This window comes from Micromonospora sp. CA-249363 (assembly GCF_050950185.1).
Classification (GTDB): domain Bacteria; phylum Actinomycetota; class Actinomycetes; order Mycobacteriales; family Micromonosporaceae; genus Micromonospora.
Genome location: NZ_CP192020.1, coordinates 241,108 through 257,913, shown reverse-complemented (window position 1 = coordinate 257,913; position 16,806 = coordinate 241,108). Strand labels below are relative to the sequence as shown.

The following is a 16,806-nucleotide window of genomic DNA, read 5'->3' as shown; positions in this document are numbered from 1 at the left end:
CGGCATGTCCAGCTCGTACGCGTTCCCGACGGCGTCTCCCGACGTCCTGTTCGGCGCGCTGCGACGCCGGCGGTCCGACGACCGCCCGCGCTGAGCATCCCTCACCTGCGACCGGCGGATCGAGCCGCCGGTCGACACCGATCGTCCTCGGTCCGCCCCCTTCCGTTGATCCGCGAGCGGCGGATCCGAACGAGATCGGCGTACCCATGGATCTGGAACAGCTGCTGACCGACCGGCTGACGCCGGCGTTCGCGACGGTGGCCGGCGTACCGGTGAACCCGATCGTGCGGCGGTCTCCGCGCGCGGACTTCCAGTCCGACGCGGCGCTCGCGCTGGCGCGGCGGCTCGGCCGGCCGCCGCGTGCCGTCGCCGCCGAGGTCTTGGAACACGCCGACCTGGCCGACGTGTGCAGCGTCGCGGAGGTGTCCGGCCCCGGGTTTCTCAACCTGACCATCGCGGACGAGGCCCTGGCCGGGCTGGTCCACGCGATCGCCGCCGACCCGCGCCTGGGTGTGCCGCTGGCCGCCGACCCGGAGACGGTGGTGGTCGACTACTCGGCGCCGAACGTGGCGAAGGAGATGCACGTCGGCCATCTGCGCTCGACGGTGATCGGCGACGCGGCGGCCCGGCTGCTGGAGTGGCTGGGGCACCGGGTGCTGCGGGCCAACCACCTGGGCGACTGGGGGACCCCGTTCGGAATGCTGATCGAGCACCTGGTGGACCTCGGCGAGATGGGAACAGCGCAGGAGCTCTCCGTGGGGGATCTGGACGCGTTCTACAAGGCGGCGCGGACCACCTTCAACGCCGACGAGGCGTTCCGGGAGCGGGCCCGGCGGCGGGTGGTCGCGCTCCAGGGCGGTGATCCGGCGACGCTGCGGCTGTGGCGGCTGCTGGTGGAGCAGTCGGAGCGGTACTTCATGACCGTGTACGACCTGCTCGACGTCACCCTCACCAAGCGGGACTTCCACGGTGAGAGCAGCTACAACGACCTGCTCGGCCCGGCGGTGGAGGACCTGGATCGGCTCGGCCTGCTGCGGGAGAGCGAGGGTGCGTCCTGCGTGTTCCCGCCCGGCTCGGTCGGGCGGGACGGCGAGCCGCTGCCGCTGATCGTGCGCAAGTCCGACGGCGGGTACGGCTATGCGGCGACCGACCTCGCCGCGATCCGGCAACGGACCGGCACGCTGGGCGCGACCCGGCTGCTCTACGTGGTCGGGCTGCCGCAGCGGCGGCATTTCGAGATGGTGTACGCCGTCGCCGCGCAGGCCGGCTGGCTGGTCCCGCCGGCCCGCGCCGAGCATGTCGGGTTCGGGTCGATCCTCGGCTCGGACGGGCGGATGCTGCGCAGCCGGGCCGGTGGCTCGGTGAAGCTGGTGGGCCTGCTGGAGGAGGCGATCCTCCGGGCCACCGCGCTGACCCGGGAACGGAACCCGGAGCTGGGCGAGGCCGAGGCGGCGGCGGTGGGCCGGGCGGTCGGCATCGGCGCGGTCAAGTACGCCGACCTGTCGAGCGATCGACACCGGGACTACGTGCTCGACTGGGAGCGGATGCTGTCGCTGGACGGCAACACGGCGCCCTACCTCCAGTACGCGTACTCGCGGATCCGGTCCATCTTCCGGCGGATCGGGACGGCCGCCCCGCTGGACACCGCGATCTCGCTGGCCGAGCCGGCGGAGCGGGCGCTCGCCTTCGAACTTGTCGGCTTCGGCCGGGTGGTCGGCGAGGTGGCGGAGAACCTGGAGTTCCATCACCTGGCCGGCTACCTGTACCGGCTGGCCGCGGCCTTCAGCGCGTTCTACGAGCAGTGTCCGGTGCTGCGGGCCGACGGACCGGTCCGGGACAGTCGACTGGTGCTCTGCGACCTGACCGCCCGGGTGCTCGGGCAGGGCCTGCACCTGCTCGGCATCCGAACCCCCGAACGGATGTGAACGTGCAGGGTCGGTCTGATGCGGCCACGTCATGCCTTCGGTGCCGCGCCGGCCCCCCGGGATCGGCGATTGGTCGTCGACGGGAGTTGCCAACGCCGCTCGGAACCTGGCGCAGACGGCTCACGTGGCTATCCTCTTCAGGTGCTGGTCCGTGTGGAGATCGTTGACACGGGTCCAGCACTTCGAAGGGACTAGCGACATGCCCCGTGTGGTACCGGCAGTTATCCGCGCACTCGACGTCCTCGAACTGTTCCTGGACTGCCCCCAACTGTCGGCCCGCCAGGTGATGGAGCGGCTCGACCTGCCGCGTACCACCGTCCACGAGCTGCTCGTGACACTCGAGGCTCGCTCGTACCTGATCTCCGTGCCAGGTCAACCCGTGCAGTACCGGCTGGGGATGCCGCTGTTCCAGCTGGGCGCGGCATTCGCGGGTCGGCTTGATCTGGTACGCGAGGCGCAGGGTGTCGCGCGGGACGTGGCCGCCGCGTGCGACGAGGCGGTTCACGTGGCGGTCCTGGACGGCGCCGACGTCGTCTACCTCGTCAAGTTCGACAGCATCCACCCCGTCCGGATGGTGTCCGGCGTCGGGCTGCGGCTGCCGGCCCACTGCACGGCGGTCGGCAAGGTGCTGCTGTCGGCCCTCGATCCGGAGGACCTGGACGCGGTCCTGTTGAAGGATCCCCTGCCGGGCATGACGCCGGACAGCATCACCGACCCGGGCCTCCTGCGGGAGCATCTCGACCAGGTCCGGGCGGAGGGCGTCGCGGTCGACGTCGGCGAGTCGGACAGCGCGATGCGGTGCGTCGCGGCGGCGATCCGTGATCACTCCGGTGCCGTCATCGCCGCGATGAGCCTGTCCGCTCCGATCATCCGCTGGACGCCGCAGGTGCAGGTGGAGTGGACCGGGCTGGTCCGCGAGGGCGCGGCCGCGCTGTCGGCACGCATGGGTTACCGGGCCCAGTCCCGCTAGCAAACCTCCCGCTTTTGGTTCGAAACACCATCGAAACATTGACATCGGTGACCGGGCTGCTCTAGCGTCGCACCACTCGATGCGGTATATCGAACCTAGTTCGAAATCTCGAACGGCGGTGGTCCCGTGGCACGACCGAACCGGAACATCAGCGCCACTGTCTCGGCCCTGTCGCCGATCACCTCGACCACGTCGCGCCATCCGAGGTGCGGCACCCGACAGATCTCGGGTGGCTCGGACGGAGCGTGCGCGAGCGGACGTCCCACATCGGCGGGCAGACCCGCTCGCCGCCATGGCGACCGACGAACGAACTGATCTCGACAGGCGACCCTCCGTGGTCGCCACCACAGAAGCCCAACTGGAAACACGACGATCGCGGCGTTCGCCGGGTGCGCCTTCGGCGTGCAGCCGTACGCGGCGAGATGAAGGAGGCGGGTGTCCATGGAGGACAAATCGGGTTGGTCTCGACGCGGCGTACTGGGGATGGGGGTGGGAGTGCTCGGCGCGGCAGGTCTGGCCGCGTGTGGGGGCACCTCCGAATCGCCGACCAAGGTGCAGGCCGAGGTTCCGCAGGAGCTGATCGACGCCGCCGCGTCGATGAAGGGCTCCTCGATGGGGATGTTGTCGCAGAAGCTGTACTCGACGGCGGCGAACGACGCCCTCGACAGCTCGATCAAGAAGTTCGCCGACACCACCGGCACCAAGATCGAGAACAGTCTGGTCCAGGCCGACGCGGGTGACGTGGTCGCCAAGATCGACGCCGAGGTCAAGGGCGGGGTGGCACGTGACCTGGCGTTCATGACCGACTCCCGGTTCGTCGCGCAGTTCCAGGCGCTGGGCGACCTGGAGGACGTCACCGACGTCGTCCAGGCGCTCACCGCCAAGTACGGCGAACCGTGCGCGGAGGCCAAGAACTTCTGCGTCTTCGACGGCAAGTGGTTCGCGATCCCCTACCACTTCATCGGGATCGGGTCGTTCCTGCGCAAGGACTGGATGCAGGAGAAGGGCATCACGCCCAAGGACATCTACAGCTGGGAGGAACTGCGGGACGTCTGCCTGGCGATCTCCGATCCCGGCAAGCGCCGATTCGGCTGGGGCATGACGATCAACCGGTCCGGTGACGCCAACGGCATGATCGAGGCGCTGATCAACGCGTACGGCGGGTCGATCGCCTCCAACGACGGCAGGAAGGTCACGTTCGAGTCACCGGAGACGGTGCAGGCGGTGACCTTCCTGGGCGACATCTACACCAATTCCAAGTACAAGCCGATGCTGCCGCCGGGGATCGCGAGCTGGACCGACACCAGCAACAACGAGAACTGGCTCGCCGGCATCCTCGGCTACACCCGCAACCAGTTCAGCGTCTACGCGGACTCGCGGACCAAGAAGAACCCGGTGCACGCCAACACCCACGTGTTCTCCGACTGCATCGGACCGGCCACCAACAATCCGCTGCTGCTCGGCCAGTCGCAGGGCTTCGTCGTCTTCAAGGGTGCCAAGAACCCCGCGCTCGCCAAGCTTCTGGCGCAGTACCTGGTCAGCGCGCCCGCACTGCTCGGGGTGGCGAAGGAGGCGCCCGGCCTGGTGATGCCCGCCTGGGAGAAGGTCTGGGACGCGGATCCGTTCTTCACCAGCGGCGACCCGGCGTTCCCCATGCTGCGCAAGATCACGCAGTTGCAGCTGCCGTTGAACACGAAGAACGGCCTGACCTTCCCGCAGAAGGCCAGCGCCGGCCAGCAGGCCGTCGGGTCGGCCTACGTCCTCACCGACATGATGCAGCAGGTCGTACAGGGCACCGCGCCCGCGCAGGCCGTGAAGGCCGCCCACACGAAGATGGTGCAGATCTTCAACCAGCAGGGGCTGCCGCAGTGAGGACGCTCCGTCCCGCACGGGTCCCGGCGGCGAGGGCGTCCTCGCCGCCGGGATCCGGCTCCCTCACGGCGACCCAGCGCCGGCTGGGTCGTGACTGGCGAATGGCGGCGCTGTTCCTGACGCCGATGGCCGTGCTGGTCGGCGGCCTCGTTCTCGTACCGATCGCCCGGTCGATCGTCACCAGCACCACCGAACGACACGGGCAGGAGTCCGTGTTCGTCGGCCTGGACAACTACCTGCACCTCATCGGCGACGACCAGTTCCACACGGGCGTGGTGAACTCGTTCGTCTTCACCGCGTACGCCGAGATCTTCAAGGTCGTGCTCGGGCTGGCCGCGGCCCTGCTGCTGCACCACCGACGCCGCGGGCGGGCGGTGCTGGCGGGGTTGCTCCTGGTGCCGTGGGTGGTGCCGACGGTGGTGACGGCCTTCAGCTGGCGGTCGCTGCTCGACCCCATCTTCGGCAGCGTCAACAACCTGCTCACCGCCAGCGGGATCGGGCCACTGCTGGTCGACCTGCACCTGGTCGACAGTTGGCCGGCGGGCTGGCTGTCCGACCCGTCGCTGGCGATGCCGTCGGTGATCATGGTGAACGTCTGGAAGGGGGTGCCCTTCTTCACCGTGTGCTTCCTCGCCGGGTTGAAGGCCATCCCGGCCGACCTGTACGAGGCGGCGACCATCGACGGGGCCTCGGCGTGGCAGCGGTTCGCCAACGTGACACTGCCCGGCCTGCGCCACGTGATCACCGTGACGGTGACCCTGTCGTCGATCTGGACGTTCAACAACTTCGACCTCGTCTGGCTGCTGACCCAGGGTGGTCCGGGCGACGTGACCGCGCCGTACGTGCTCGTCGCGTACTCGAAGGCGATTCTGCAGTTGCAGTACGGCGCGGGCGCGGCGGTCACGCTCGTCATGCTGCCGGTCATCGGCGGGCTGGTGTTCTTCCTGGTCCGGCTGTTGCGCCAGGATTCGGGGGCGAAGCTGCCCCGGGCACGACGCACGGCGCTGCGGGTCGGTACGCGGGTGCGCAGGGCCCTGCCGTGGGTGATCACTGCGGTGGTCACCGGCCTGCTGTTCTGGGCGTCGCCGGAGATCTTCTGGAAGGCGGCGGTCGTCCTCGGGGTGATCCTGCTGATCGCGGCGGCGGTCGGTCGGGTGGTGTCGACCCTCCAGTCGCGCGGCGGTCGCCGGTCCTCGTCGGCGGTGTCGAGCCTGGGCTCCTGGGTCGCGCTCGCCGGGCTGCTCTTCTTCGTGCTCGGTCCGCTGTACTGGATCGGCGTCACGGCCTTCAAGTCCGAGGGCCAGGTCGTCATGCGTACGGACGACCTGTGGCCGACGCCGTGGACCACCGAGCAGTTCACCGCGCTCTTCGCCAACCAGCCGTTCGGTCGCTGGTACCTCAACACCCTGCTGGTGTCCGCGGCGTCCACGGCGGTGGCGCTGGTCTGCGCCGCCCTCGCGGGTTACGCGCTGGCCCGGCTGCGGTTCCGGGGCGCGCAGGGGTTCACCGTCACCGTGCTGCTCACCTACGTGATGCCGGGCGCGCTGCTGTTCATCCCGCTCTACCAGATGCTCATCGGCGTACGACTCACCGACTCGTTGTGGTCGCTGGTGGTCACGTACCCGACCTTCACGCTTCCGTTCGCCACCTGGCTGCTGGTGGGTTACTTCTCCTCGATCCCCGTGGAGCTGGAGGAGGCTGCGCTCGTCGACGGCTGCACCCGCCTACAGGCGTTCGGCCGGGTGGTGCTGCCGCTGGCCAAGCCCGGACTGCTGGCCGTCGCGCTCTTCACCCTGACCAACGCCTGGAACGAGTTCCTCTTCGCCTTCGTGTTCATCACGAAGGACGAGTACAAGACGCTGCCGGTCGGGATGCAGTCGATGATCGCCGGAGACGTCGTACCGCAGGGGCAGCTCGCCGCGGCCTCGCTGCTCGTCAGCATCCCCGTGGTGATCATGTACGCGCTCGGGCAGCGCTTCCTGACCGAGGGGCTCACCGCCGGGGCGGTGAAGGGCTGATCGGCGGCGACATTCAGGTGTACGCGAGCAGGAAGTCGACGGTGCCCGTACCACCGGGCTGGCCCTGCGGGGTCTGGAGTGCGGGCTCGCTGTTGATGACGTAGAACCCGCCGTTGCCGACCAGGCGAGGGGTGACCGCCATCGCCTGGTGGGCCATGTTCGCCCCGGTCGGGCGTACGACGAAGTCGCGCAGCAGCGTGAACAGGTTGTCGTTCAGATTCGACACGTGCAGCACGCGGTAGGAGCGGGGGGCCGGGGCGCCTCCGCTCGTCAGGCCCCAGATCGGGACGATCTGGTTCCGCCAGTTCGCCGGGTTGTTGCTGATCAGGTTGTCGTGGGAGTTGAGCTGTGTCTGGATTCCACTGTGGATACCGGCCAGGTGGATGTGCAGTTGGTCCTGCTGGCGGGCGTCGGCGGAGTTGATCCCGAGCCCGATGTTCGGGTACACCACGTGCGACGGTTGCCCCGGTTGGGCGTTGATCCAGGCGTCCAACCAGTAGTTCGGCGCGGCGGCGGTGGCGATGAACGGGCACTCGATGCCCTGCACGCGGCAGGTCGGCACGAGCAGATAGTTGTGGGTGTTCGGCGGCGCACCGTTGAGCACCACGTAGGTGGACGTGGTGCGCAGGCAGTTGGTCGGCGGTGAAGTCCGCGTACCCAGGCAGACCTGGACCCGGTCCCAAAGGTCGAACCGGCCGCCGCTGTCGGTGGGATAGCCGCACAGCGCCGACGGCGTCGGGCAGGCGGTGCCGCCCGGGTTCGGCGGTGGCGAGGGTTGGGGTGGGCCGTCACCACCGTCGGCCATTCCGCCGTCCGCCCCGGCCAGGGTGAGAAGCCCGCCCGCGCCGGCGGCCCCGGACAGCTTGACGAACTGACGTCGGCCCATCTGATCGATCCGCCTGCTGCCGCTCATCGCCACTCTCCACCCGGGACGGTCCGAGGACGCTGCCCGACCCGAAGCCCCTGGTCAGGGTCCGGACGGGCAGGTCGGAACGTGCCGAGATTAGGACAAACTTTCACACCTCAGCGGAACGGTGGCGGCGGAGTCCCCTGATCGTGTCCGGACGAACTCTGCTCACCGCGCGAGCGGTTTCTCGAACCAGTGGTGGGCGTAGCGCTCGGTGTTGTACGGCGGGATCTCCCGGTAACCGGTCGAGCGGTACAGGGCGATCGCCTCGGTGAGATTGCGGTTGGTGTCCAGCCGCACGGCGGTCGCGCCGCGCTCGGCGGCATACCGCTCCAGCTCGCCGAGCAGCCGCCGCCCGACGCCCAGCCCGCGCACCGTGCCCGCCACCCAGACGCGCTTGATCTCGGCGGGCCCGTCGCGGTGCAGTTTGACCGCGCCGCAGCCGACGGGCTCGCTGTTGAGGGTGGCGAGCAGCAGTACGCCGGCCGGCGGGACGAGCGACGCGTCGTCGAGCGGGTTGCTCAATGCCGGGTCGAAGCCGTCGTCGAATCGTCGTCCGATCTCCCGGGCGTAGGCACGCAGGCAGGCGCGGGCCCGCGGGTCGGCGGGCGGGCACGGTTCGACGACCACCATCGACCCGACGAGCAGCCGTTCGACCTCCGCCATGGCGCTGACGAGTCGGTCCCGGCCGTGTGCGGTGAGCGGTTCGAGGATCGAGGCGGCCAGTTCGTCGGACCGCCGGTCGAGTTCGGCCCACTCGCTGTGGCCGGCCTCGGTGAGGGCGACGGTGCGGACCCGGCCGTCGCCACCGGCCTGATCGGTCGGCCCGACGGCGACGAGCCCGTCGTTCTCCAGGGCGCGCAGGAGGCGGCTGAGGTAGCCCGAGTCCAGGCCGAGCCGTGCGCGCAGCGCCGCGACCTCCGCGCCGGTGGGGCCGACCTCCCAGAGCAGCCGAGCCTGCCCGAGGGGGCGCCCCTGGGCCATGTACTCGTCGTCCAGCGCACCCACCCGCTGGGTCACCGTCCGGTTGAACCGCCGCACGGCGGCGATGAGCGCGGTGTCCATACCTCTGACTTTAGTCAGGTTTTCCGGCGCTGCGATAGGAGAAGACGCCGGCGCGGTCCAGGACGACCACCACGAGCACCACTCCGGTGGCGACCGCGCTGACCGCCAGCAGCGGCAACCGTAGGGCTGCCGCCGCGCCGGACAACGCGAACAGGGCGGCCACCCGGGGCCAGGAGAGCCGCCGGTGGATCGCCAGGGAGAACAGGATCCTCCCGATGAGGAACAGCGTGGGCCCGCCCAGGACGATCACCACCGCGATCAGGTCGCCCTCTTCCGTCGGATGGGCGATGCTCAGCTCGGCGCCGACGGCGGTGACCAGCAGGCCGCCGATCATCACGAGGTGCAGGTAGCCGGTACGGACCGCGAGCCGAGTGGGGTTGGCGTGCTCGATGGCCGGGGCCAACAGCTGGCCGGCGGGCGTCAGATAGAGCAGGCCGATCAGCACGGCGGTGGCGAACACCAGCAGGAACGCGGCGGTCGCCGGCAGGTGCAGGTCGGTGTCGGCGTACGCCAGACCGGCGACCAGGACGACCTCACCGAGCGCGATGATCAACCAAGTGGTGGTCACCCAGATCCACCAGACCGCCGTCAGCAGCAGGCCGGTCCGGAGCACGCCGACCACGTTCAGGTCGTGCAGCAGATGGTCGACCAACTGGCTGAGGGCGAGGACGAACGCCAGGTCGAAGAACAGCTCCAGGAACGAGGCGCTGAGCGGGGTGTCGCTTCCCCGCAGCAACCGTTCGGGCCGGCTCGCCATCGGCGCTCCTCCCGATGGCACGCCCTGACTCCGTTCGTACCACCCGGAGCCGGTCGCCGAAGGCGAAAGCGGGTCAGCGGCGGACGCCGACCCCGGCGTACCCGTGCGACTGAGCCGACGACCCGCCGCCCCCTCGTGTCGTTGATCCGGCTGCACCCCTCTTCAGCGCCGACCACGGTGGGGGCACCCACTCACGAGGAGGGACGCCGATGACCAGTCAACGGGAGACCGTACGGGTCGAGCACGACCTGTTCCGCGCCGTGTACGACTCGCCCGCGTCACTGCCCGGCCGGCACCGCTGGACCACGCCGGAGTCGGACGTCCGGCGTCTGGAGAAGCTGCTCGGCATGCCGCCGCGCACCATCGGCGCCCCGCTCTGGGTCAGCGGCGACGAGCCGGACTGCCCGAAGTGCGGCCGCCGGATCACCTGGTACGACATCGTCTCGTCGGCGGTAACCGGACTGCACGACAAGGGCATGATCGCCGAGGTCATCCTCGGCGACCACAAGTACGTCAACACCGAGGTCCCGGACGCCATCGCGGGGGTGTACTGCGCCGACTGCCACACCGCCATCGAGGGCCTGCGCAGCTTCAAGTGCCACAACTGGGCGTACGCCTTCGAGGCGCTGGAGGCCGTCCGGGAGCGGATGAACGGCGGACCGGGACCGGCGCAGCTCTGAACCGCCCCACCTTCGCGTTTCCAAGTTGCCTCCAAGGTGAACGCGGTATGAACGTCTGGTGAGGTGATTCATGGCCGACAACGGCAGCACGGACGTCCCAGAGATCAGCGCCGAGTGGTACCGCGACATCGTCGACGCCGCCGCCGGCACTCCACACCCGGTGCAGTGGTTCGTCGGGCACGCCACCGAGGGGGTGATCCTGCTCCTCGGCGCCCTGCTGGTGACGGCCGCGCTTCGCCGCCTGGCCGGCGGCCCGCACAACCGGGCACTCGCCCTGGTCGCGCCGCTGCCGACCCTGCTGGCGTACGCGAGCAGCGAATGGCTCAAGACGGTGGTGGACGAGGACCGGCCGTGCCGGACGGTGGGTCGGGCGATCATCGCGGGGACCTGTCCACCGCCCGGCGACTACTCCTTCCCGAGCAACCACGCGACTCTCGCCGGCGCGCTGGCGGTCACCACCCTGCTGCTCTCCCGACGGCTCGGGCTGATCGCGTTGCCGCTGGCGGCGCTGGCCGCGTTCTCCCGGGTCTTCGTGGGCGTGCACTACCCGCACGACGTGGCGGTGGGCCTGCTGCTCGGCGCCCTGGTCGCGCTCGTCGCGACCCCGCTGCTGGCCCGCCCGACCGCCGAGGCGCTGCGCCGCCGCACCGACGCCCGCCGGCCGGTGCCCGACCTGGCCGGCCGACCCCGCCCGTAGATCACTCGGGAACGGGCGGTCAGGCGGCCAGGAGGGCACCCGCCGTGCCGAGGAGCAGGAAGGGGCCGAACGGCAGGTGGGTGGTCCAGCGGACCCGTCGGGCCACCAGCAGCCCCAGGCTCACCAGCGCGGACAGCCCGAACGTGAGCAGCAGCCCGAGCACGAGGACGGGCCAGCCGTACCAGCCGAGCAGCGCGCCCACGCTGAGCGCCAGCTTGGCGTCGCCCAGCCCGAAGCCTCGGCGACCGAGCAGCACCGTGCTGGCGGCGAAGAACAGCGCCAACCCCACACCGGCGACGACGGCCCGCACCCACGGCCCCGCCCCGGCGTCGGCCAGCGCCGCCACGCCGAGCAGCAGCCATGTGCCGCCGGCGGCGGGCAGGGTGAGGCGGTCGGGTAGCCGGTGCACGGCCAGGTCGACGAAGACCGCCGGTAGCGTCCAGCCCAGCCACCAGGCCACGGCCGGCAACGCGCCCAGCGGAGGGCCGACGAGCACGAGCAGCGCCACGGCGGCGAGCGCGGCCAGCTCGACCGTGCCCGGCGGCGGCCCGACCCGGGCGCGGCACCGGCCGCACCGGGCCGCCGGGCCGAGCGCGGGCCACGGCCTGGTCAGGCTGATCGCGGCCCCGCAGGCGTCGCACCCGGTCCGGCGGGGACTCCCCGAGGGTACGGCGTGCCGCACGACGGCCAACCGCAGCGGCGGCACGACGAGCAGGGACGCCACAACCGCGGCGAGCCGGAGCCGGGCGGCACCCGCGACCGGCCCGGCCTCCGTGGCCGCAGGACGGTCGGCGGCGGACGGCTGGCCGGTCGGTTCGGCCGTCAGCGCCACGTCGACTCCACCGATCGGCGGGCCACCGTCGCAAAAGGTGAACACGGATCGTGACTGAACGTTCGCTCGGGTGTAGCGGATGGCGCGGAAAGCGACGTCCCCCAGCGGCGACTTCCGCCGCGGAGCGGGCCGCACGACATCAGCTCGCCGCTGATCCGCGGCACGGCCCACATGCCGGGATACGGGCGCGATGTCCCACTCCCGTAAGGGGCGTAGGGGTCAGGACGGATCGGCCCGCGTCGGCGAGGCAGCGCCATCGGCGATCCCTCGACCGACAGCCATCCGGAGCGCGGCACGGACACCTGCCACCACCACCCATCATCACGCAGAGTGTTCGCTTGAATTGCCTCTGTTGCATCGGCGATCGTGAGCTTATGCTCGCCCCTTGGGTGTGACGCAAGCCTCACATGGACGACCGGACAACACGGGACCTTGCATTTGTAGAAGATCCGCAACGGTGAATGCAGAAGCGCAATGAACGGCCGGATGTAGCGATCCGGGCGCGCTCTCGCATGCCCGACATCGGCGCTTCGTCGCCACGTCGGGCCATCACGAGGAGGGTTCGGCAGTGCGCGGACGGCAGCTCAGGCGAGCGGCAACATGCCTGCTGGCGATCGTGGCGGCGGCGGCGATCACCGCCTGTGGCAGCGGGCAGGAGGCGGTCGACCGTCCGACGTCGAAAGGTGCCGACGGCGTACGGGCGGATTCGGATGTCGAACGAGGAGCTGCCGAAAAGGCGGCGCTCGAGGCGTACTCCGGATATCTCACGGCCTCGCGCACGGCGAGTCGGCGCGGCGATCCGCACGCGCCGGAACTGTCCAGATTTCTCGCTGATCCACTGTTGACCCGAGTGCAATTGACCATTCGCGACGCTAAGGAGCACGGCGCGATGCGTACCGGGACTTTGAGATCCGATCCCACCGTGATCGCCGTCGACCTCGCCTCGGACCCGGCCACCGTGGAGATCCAGGACTGCCTGGACGCGACCGGTTACCGGCTCGTCTACACCAAGGACCAGCGGACCGTGCCGGGCAGCGGTGGCGGCAGACACCTGGCCACGGCCACCGCTACCCGCTATCCGGACGGCCGGTGGTTGATCAGCTCCGGCGCCGCGCACCCGGACCAGCCGTGCTGACCCGCCGCCTCCTCGCCGGGGTCGGTGTGGCGATGCTGCTGGTGGTCGGTACGACCCTGCCGGCCGCCGCCCGCCGCGCGGACCCGGGGGTGGAGTGCCCGCCCGGCCAACCGGACTGCAACGTCTGGGACGACGAGCCCGGCCACCCCGGCGACCCGGGAGGCGGCGGGGACAACGGCGGCGGCGGAGATTCCGGCGGCGGTGGGGGTGGCGGCGTCTGCCAGTGGGGCGGCCGGACGATCCCCTGCTACGACGACGTGCTGGGCTGGTTCAACAACGGCGACGGCTGCTACTACAAGCTCGCCGTGCCGCAGCCGCCGGCACCCGAAGGCCAGCAGTGGTACGTCCAGACCTGCAACGGCGGCGATCTCGGCGCGCAGGACACCGTGCTGCGGGACGGACCGCCGCCCGGCTTCGGCGCTCCGCCGGACCCGGAGGAGCTGGCCCGCCGGGCCCTCGCGTCGATCAAGCTGCTCCCGGCGCGGCTGAAGGTCGCTCCCCGCAAGGACATCGGCCCCGGCCTCGTCGGCCTGCCGGTCTGGATGTGGGCCACTCCCAGCGCCAACTACTTCGGGCCGCTGAACGCCTCCGCGTCCGACCGTGGGTTGACCGTCTCGATCGAGGCCAAGGTCGAACGGATCGTCTGGAACATGGGCAACGGCGACAAGGTCCCCTGCCTCGGCCCCGGCACCCCGTACGACGCGAAGGGCAAGTACGCCGGTAAGCGCTCCCCGGACTGCGGCTACCACGGCGGCTACCCGAAGGCCGGCACGTACCGGGTGGGCGCCACCACGTACTGGACGGTCCGGTGGTGGACCGACAACGGCACCGAGGGCGACCCGATCGCGCAGACCCGGACCAGCGGCACCGTGCCGGTCCAGATCAGGGAGCTCCAGGTGGTGACCAGGTGAGTGACCCGGTTCGACGAGCCCGACAGTCACGAATGGAGATCGAACGGTGAGTCTGGCGACGCGCAACGCGACCGGGCCGGTGGACGCGCCGGTCACCCCGCCCAAGGTGGTCCGGCAACGCCGCGTCCGCCCCGGCCTGCTGGGTCTCGCCGTACTCCTGATCGCCCTCGGTGGGCTGGGGGCCGCGTTCGCGGTCACCTCGGTCCGGGCCACCGGCAGCTACCTCGCGGTCGCCCGGCCGGTGGAGGTGGGCCGGGAGGTCACCGCCGCCGACCTGATCACCGTGCAGGTCGCCGGCGGCCAGGGCCTGCACCCGGTGCCCGCGGGCCGGCTGGACGAGGTGGTCGGCAAGAGGGCCGCCGTGGCGCTGGTGCCCGGCACCCTGCTCACCCTCGGGCAGGTCACCGACGACCCGCTGCTCGGCCCGGGGCAGCAGCAGATCGCGCTCGGCCTGAAGACCGCCCAGGTGCCGGCCCGCGAGCTGCACCCCGGCGACAAGGTGCTGCTGGTCAGCACCCCGGACGACAACGCCACCGGGGCGGCCGCCTCGGCAGGCACCCGCTTCACGGCCACCGTCATCGACATGGTCAGCCCGACGGACAACGAGAAGGTGCTGTACCTGGCGCTCCTCGTCCGGGACGTACCCGCCGTGGTGGCGCTGGCCGCCCAGGAGCGGGTCGCCGTCGTGCTGACCGAGGCGGCCTGAGCATGGCGATCATCGCGCTGGTGTCCGCGAAGGGTTCGCCCGGCGTGACCACCTCGGCGCTGGCCTGCTCCCTGACGTGGCACCGCCGGCTGGTCCTCGCCGAGTGCGACCCGGCCGGCGGGTCGATCCTCGCCGGCTATCTGGGTGGCCAGCTTGACGGTCCGCGCGGCATCGGGGAGCTGGCCGTCGGCGAACTGCGCGACGGCAACCTGGAGAGCGCGTTCTGGTCCCAGCTGGTCGACCTGGACGCTCCCCGTCGGGAGCGCCTGCTGCTGCCCGGCCTGGTCGACCCGGCGCAGGCCGGCAGTGTCACCCCGCTCTGGCAGCGCTTCGCCGACTACTTCAACGCCCTGGACCGGGGCACCCCCGGCTACGACGTGCTCGTCGACTGTGGCCGGCTGCACGTCAACGGCCCACCGTGGCCACTGCTGCGGGCCGCGTCGGTGGTGCTGCTCGTGACCCGGGCCAACCTGCCCGACCTGTCCGGGACACGGGCGGTGGTCACCGCGATCGAGCGGGACTTCGCCGAGCACCGGGTACCGCCGGGCACCCTGCGGCTGCTGCTGGTCGGCGACGGGCACGGGCGCGCCGAGATCAGTCGCGGGCTGAAGCTGCCGGTGATCGCCCGGCTGCCGCACGACCCTCGTACCGCAGGGGTGCTCGCCCTCGGTGGGACCGTGCGGGCCGGACGACCGCTGCTGCGCGCGGCGACCGCGCTGGAGGTGCCGGTCGGGGCGTTGCTGGAACGCCGGCGGGCACGGTTGGCCTGGCCGGTGCAGCAGGGGGTGCCGGATGCGGTTTGAGCCCGTCTCGGCCGATCCGCGCCAGCAGCCGCCGGGCGCGACGTCCACCGCGCCGCCGCTGGCCCCGGCGAACGGTCGGCACCACCACGTCATGGCGATGCCGCAGCCGACCCCCACCACAACGCCGCCGTCCGAGCCCCGGCCGCGAATGGACTTCCAGGTGGTCCGGGAGCTGCGGCGCGAGCTCACCGAGCGACTCACGCTGTGGCAGCGCGGCCGGGAGTTCACCGTCGACGAGGAGGACACCGAGCGGGCCCGGCTGGCCGTCCAGGTGGTCGCCGAGTACGCCGACGCGGTCCGCCGGGCCGGCACGCCGATGGCCGCCGGCGAGGAGCGCCTCCTGCTCGACCAGGTGACCGCCGAACTGGTGGGACTCGGTCGGCTACAGACCCTGCTGGTCGACGACACCATCGAGGAGGTGCACATCCTCGGCTGCGACCAGGTGCGCATCACCCGGCACGGCGGCGGCGTCGACTGGGGTGAGCCGATCGCCGACAGCGACGCCGAACTGGTGGAGATCCTCCAGGCGGCGGCGCGGCGGGCCGGCGCGACCGAGCGGTCCCTGTCCACGGTGAAGCCCACCCTCGACCTGCAACTGCCCGACGGCAGCCGGTTGGCGGCGGTGTTCCTGGTCAGCCACCGCCCGTACGCGGTGATCCGCAAGCACAACACCCTGGACGTGAGCCTCGACGACGTGGCCGGTGGCCGGGGCGACCTGGACGAGATGATCGATCCGCTGCTGCGCGACTTCTTGCGGGCGGCGATGCGCGCCGGGTTGAACATCATGGTCGCCGGGTTGGCCGGCGCGGGAAAGACCACGATCATCCGGGCCCTGATGAACGAGATCCCGCCCGACGAGCCGTACGTGCTGCTGGAAGAGAGCCGGGAGTTGCTGCCGGCGCGCCGCCGCGAGCGGCACCGGGCGGTGATGAGCTTCGAGGCCCGGGAGGGGCACGGCGAGCGCGGTTTCGACGGCCGTCCGGCGGGTGAGGTGACGATCGCCGACCTGATCCCGCTGTCGCTGCGGATGGGCGTCCTGCGGATCATCGTGGGCGAGGTGCGGTCTCGCGAGATCGTGCCGATGCTCCAGGCGATGACCACCAGCCGGGGATCGATGTGCACCATCCACGCTCGTACCGCTGCCGGCGTCGGCGAGCGGATCGTCGAGCTGGCGCTGGCGCACGGCCGCGAGATGACCGTCGACCAGGCGCGCCGGATGGCGGGCAACGCTCTCGACCTGATCGTCTACGTCACCGTCGAGGACGAGAGCGCGATCGGCGGGCGCAAGCACCGCTTCGTCTCGCACGTCGAGGAGGTGATCGGGGCCGGCGAGGCCGGACGGATCACCACCACCACCATCTTCGGCCCCGGCCCGGACGGCCGCGCGGTCCCCCGACACCTGCCCGAACGGGTCCGCGACCAGTTGCTGCGCGTGGGGTACGACGCCCGTCTGCTGACCCGGTGGATCGAAGCCGGCACGGGAGCCTGGCGACGAGCCCGACAGTCCCGACTGGCCCGGCGGTGACGT

General features: G+C 71.1%; 15 protein-coding genes. 11 read left to right on the top strand and 4 right to left on the bottom strand.

What is annotated here, in order from left to right; translation table 11 throughout:
* Positions 1-206: 206 nt before the first annotated feature.
* From argS to ACQPZK_RS01220, 4 genes are all read left to right on the top strand, one after another.
* Positions 207-1,925 carry an arginine--tRNA ligase gene (gene argS / locus ACQPZK_RS01235; RefSeq protein ID WP_433536518.1) on the top strand — a complete coding sequence of 573 codons (1,719 nt, stop codon included), beginning with the start codon at positions 207-209 and terminating at the stop codon, positions 1,923-1,925.
* A gap of 199 nt (positions 1,926-2,124) precedes the next feature.
* A complete protein-coding gene (locus tag ACQPZK_RS01230) occupies positions 2,125-2,895 on the top strand; it encodes an IclR family transcriptional regulator (protein ID WP_433536517.1) in 771 nt (256 codons plus the stop codon).
* A gap of 441 nt (positions 2,896-3,336) precedes the next feature.
* Positions 3,337-4,767, top strand: coding sequence for an extracellular solute-binding protein (locus tag ACQPZK_RS01225; protein ID WP_433536516.1), 1,431 nt, complete (start codon positions 3,337-3,339; stop codon positions 4,765-4,767).
* Positions 4,768-4,868: 101 nt separating this feature from the next.
* Entirely contained in the window at positions 4,869-6,785 is a 1,917-nt protein-coding gene (locus tag ACQPZK_RS01220) for an ABC transporter permease subunit (RefSeq protein ID WP_433536515.1), read from the top strand.
* Between the two features lie 13 nt (positions 6,786-6,798).
* Here ACQPZK_RS01220 and ACQPZK_RS01215 read toward each other — a convergent pair whose 3' ends face one another.
* The 3 genes from ACQPZK_RS01215 to ACQPZK_RS01205 all read right to left on the bottom strand — a co-directional run bounded on the left by ACQPZK_RS01215 (position 6,799) and on the right by ACQPZK_RS01205 (position 9,514).
* Positions 6,799-7,698 carry a CDP-diacylglycerol diphosphatase gene (locus ACQPZK_RS01215; protein ID WP_433536514.1) on the bottom strand — a complete coding sequence of 300 codons (900 nt, stop codon included), beginning with the start codon at positions 7,696-7,698 and terminating at the stop codon, positions 6,799-6,801.
* Between the two features lie 162 nt (positions 7,699-7,860).
* Complete coding sequence (locus ACQPZK_RS01210; protein WP_433536513.1) at positions 7,861-8,757, bottom strand: bifunctional helix-turn-helix transcriptional regulator/GNAT family N-acetyltransferase; 897 nt, start codon at positions 8,755-8,757, stop codon at positions 7,861-7,863.
* Between the two features lie 10 nt (positions 8,758-8,767).
* Positions 8,768-9,514 carry a low temperature requirement protein A gene (locus ACQPZK_RS01205; RefSeq protein WP_433536512.1) on the bottom strand — a complete coding sequence of 249 codons (747 nt, stop codon included), beginning with the start codon at positions 9,512-9,514 and terminating at the stop codon, positions 8,768-8,770.
* Positions 9,515-9,723: 209 nt separating this feature from the next.
* Here ACQPZK_RS01205 and ACQPZK_RS01200 point away from each other — a divergent pair, with 209 nt between their 5' ends.
* Positions 9,724-10,194, top strand: a complete 471-nt coding sequence (locus ACQPZK_RS01200; RefSeq protein WP_433536511.1) for a hypothetical protein — start codon at positions 9,724-9,726, stop codon at positions 10,192-10,194.
* A gap of 70 nt (positions 10,195-10,264) precedes the next feature.
* Positions 10,265-10,891 (top strand): phosphatase PAP2 family protein, encoded by a 627-nt coding sequence (locus tag ACQPZK_RS01195; RefSeq protein WP_433536510.1) that lies wholly within the window; start codon positions 10,265-10,267, stop codon positions 10,889-10,891.
* 19 nt (positions 10,892-10,910) lie between these two features.
* Here ACQPZK_RS01195 and ACQPZK_RS01190 read toward each other — a convergent pair whose 3' ends face one another.
* Complete coding sequence (locus ACQPZK_RS01190) at positions 10,911-11,615, bottom strand: prepilin peptidase (protein WP_433539073.1); 705 nt, start codon at positions 11,613-11,615, stop codon at positions 10,911-10,913.
* Between the two features lie 676 nt (positions 11,616-12,291).
* On the opposite strand from ACQPZK_RS01190, the gene ACQPZK_RS01185 reads away from it, so the two are divergent.
* Genes ACQPZK_RS01185 through ACQPZK_RS01165 form a run of 5 tightly spaced genes read left to right on the top strand, consistent with a single transcriptional unit; the run spans position 12,292 to position 16,803 of the window.
* Positions 12,292-12,858: a hypothetical protein gene (locus tag ACQPZK_RS01185; RefSeq protein ID WP_433536509.1), complete on the top strand. Its 567-nt coding sequence runs from the start codon at positions 12,292-12,294 to the stop codon at positions 12,856-12,858.
* Positions 12,859-12,890: 32 nt separating this feature from the next.
* The gene (locus tag ACQPZK_RS01180) at positions 12,891-13,769 is read left to right on the top strand and encodes a hypothetical protein (protein ID WP_433539072.1); all 879 of its coding nucleotides are present in this window, start codon (positions 12,891-12,893) and stop codon (positions 13,767-13,769) included.
* Positions 13,770-13,815: 46 nt separating this feature from the next.
* On the top strand, positions 13,816-14,475 hold the full coding sequence (locus ACQPZK_RS01175; RefSeq protein ID WP_433536508.1) for an SAF domain-containing protein: 660 nt from the start codon (positions 13,816-13,818) through the stop codon (positions 14,473-14,475).
* Between the two features lie 2 nt (positions 14,476-14,477).
* On the top strand, positions 14,478-15,278 hold the full coding sequence (locus ACQPZK_RS01170) for a ParA family protein (protein WP_433536507.1): 801 nt from the start codon (positions 14,478-14,480) through the stop codon (positions 15,276-15,278).
* A complete protein-coding gene (locus tag ACQPZK_RS01165; RefSeq protein ID WP_433536506.1) occupies positions 15,268-16,803 on the top strand; it encodes a CpaF family protein in 1,536 nt (511 codons plus the stop codon). The genes ACQPZK_RS01170 and ACQPZK_RS01165 overlap by 11 nt, the downstream gene beginning before the upstream one ends.
* Positions 16,804-16,806 lie beyond the last annotated feature (3 nt).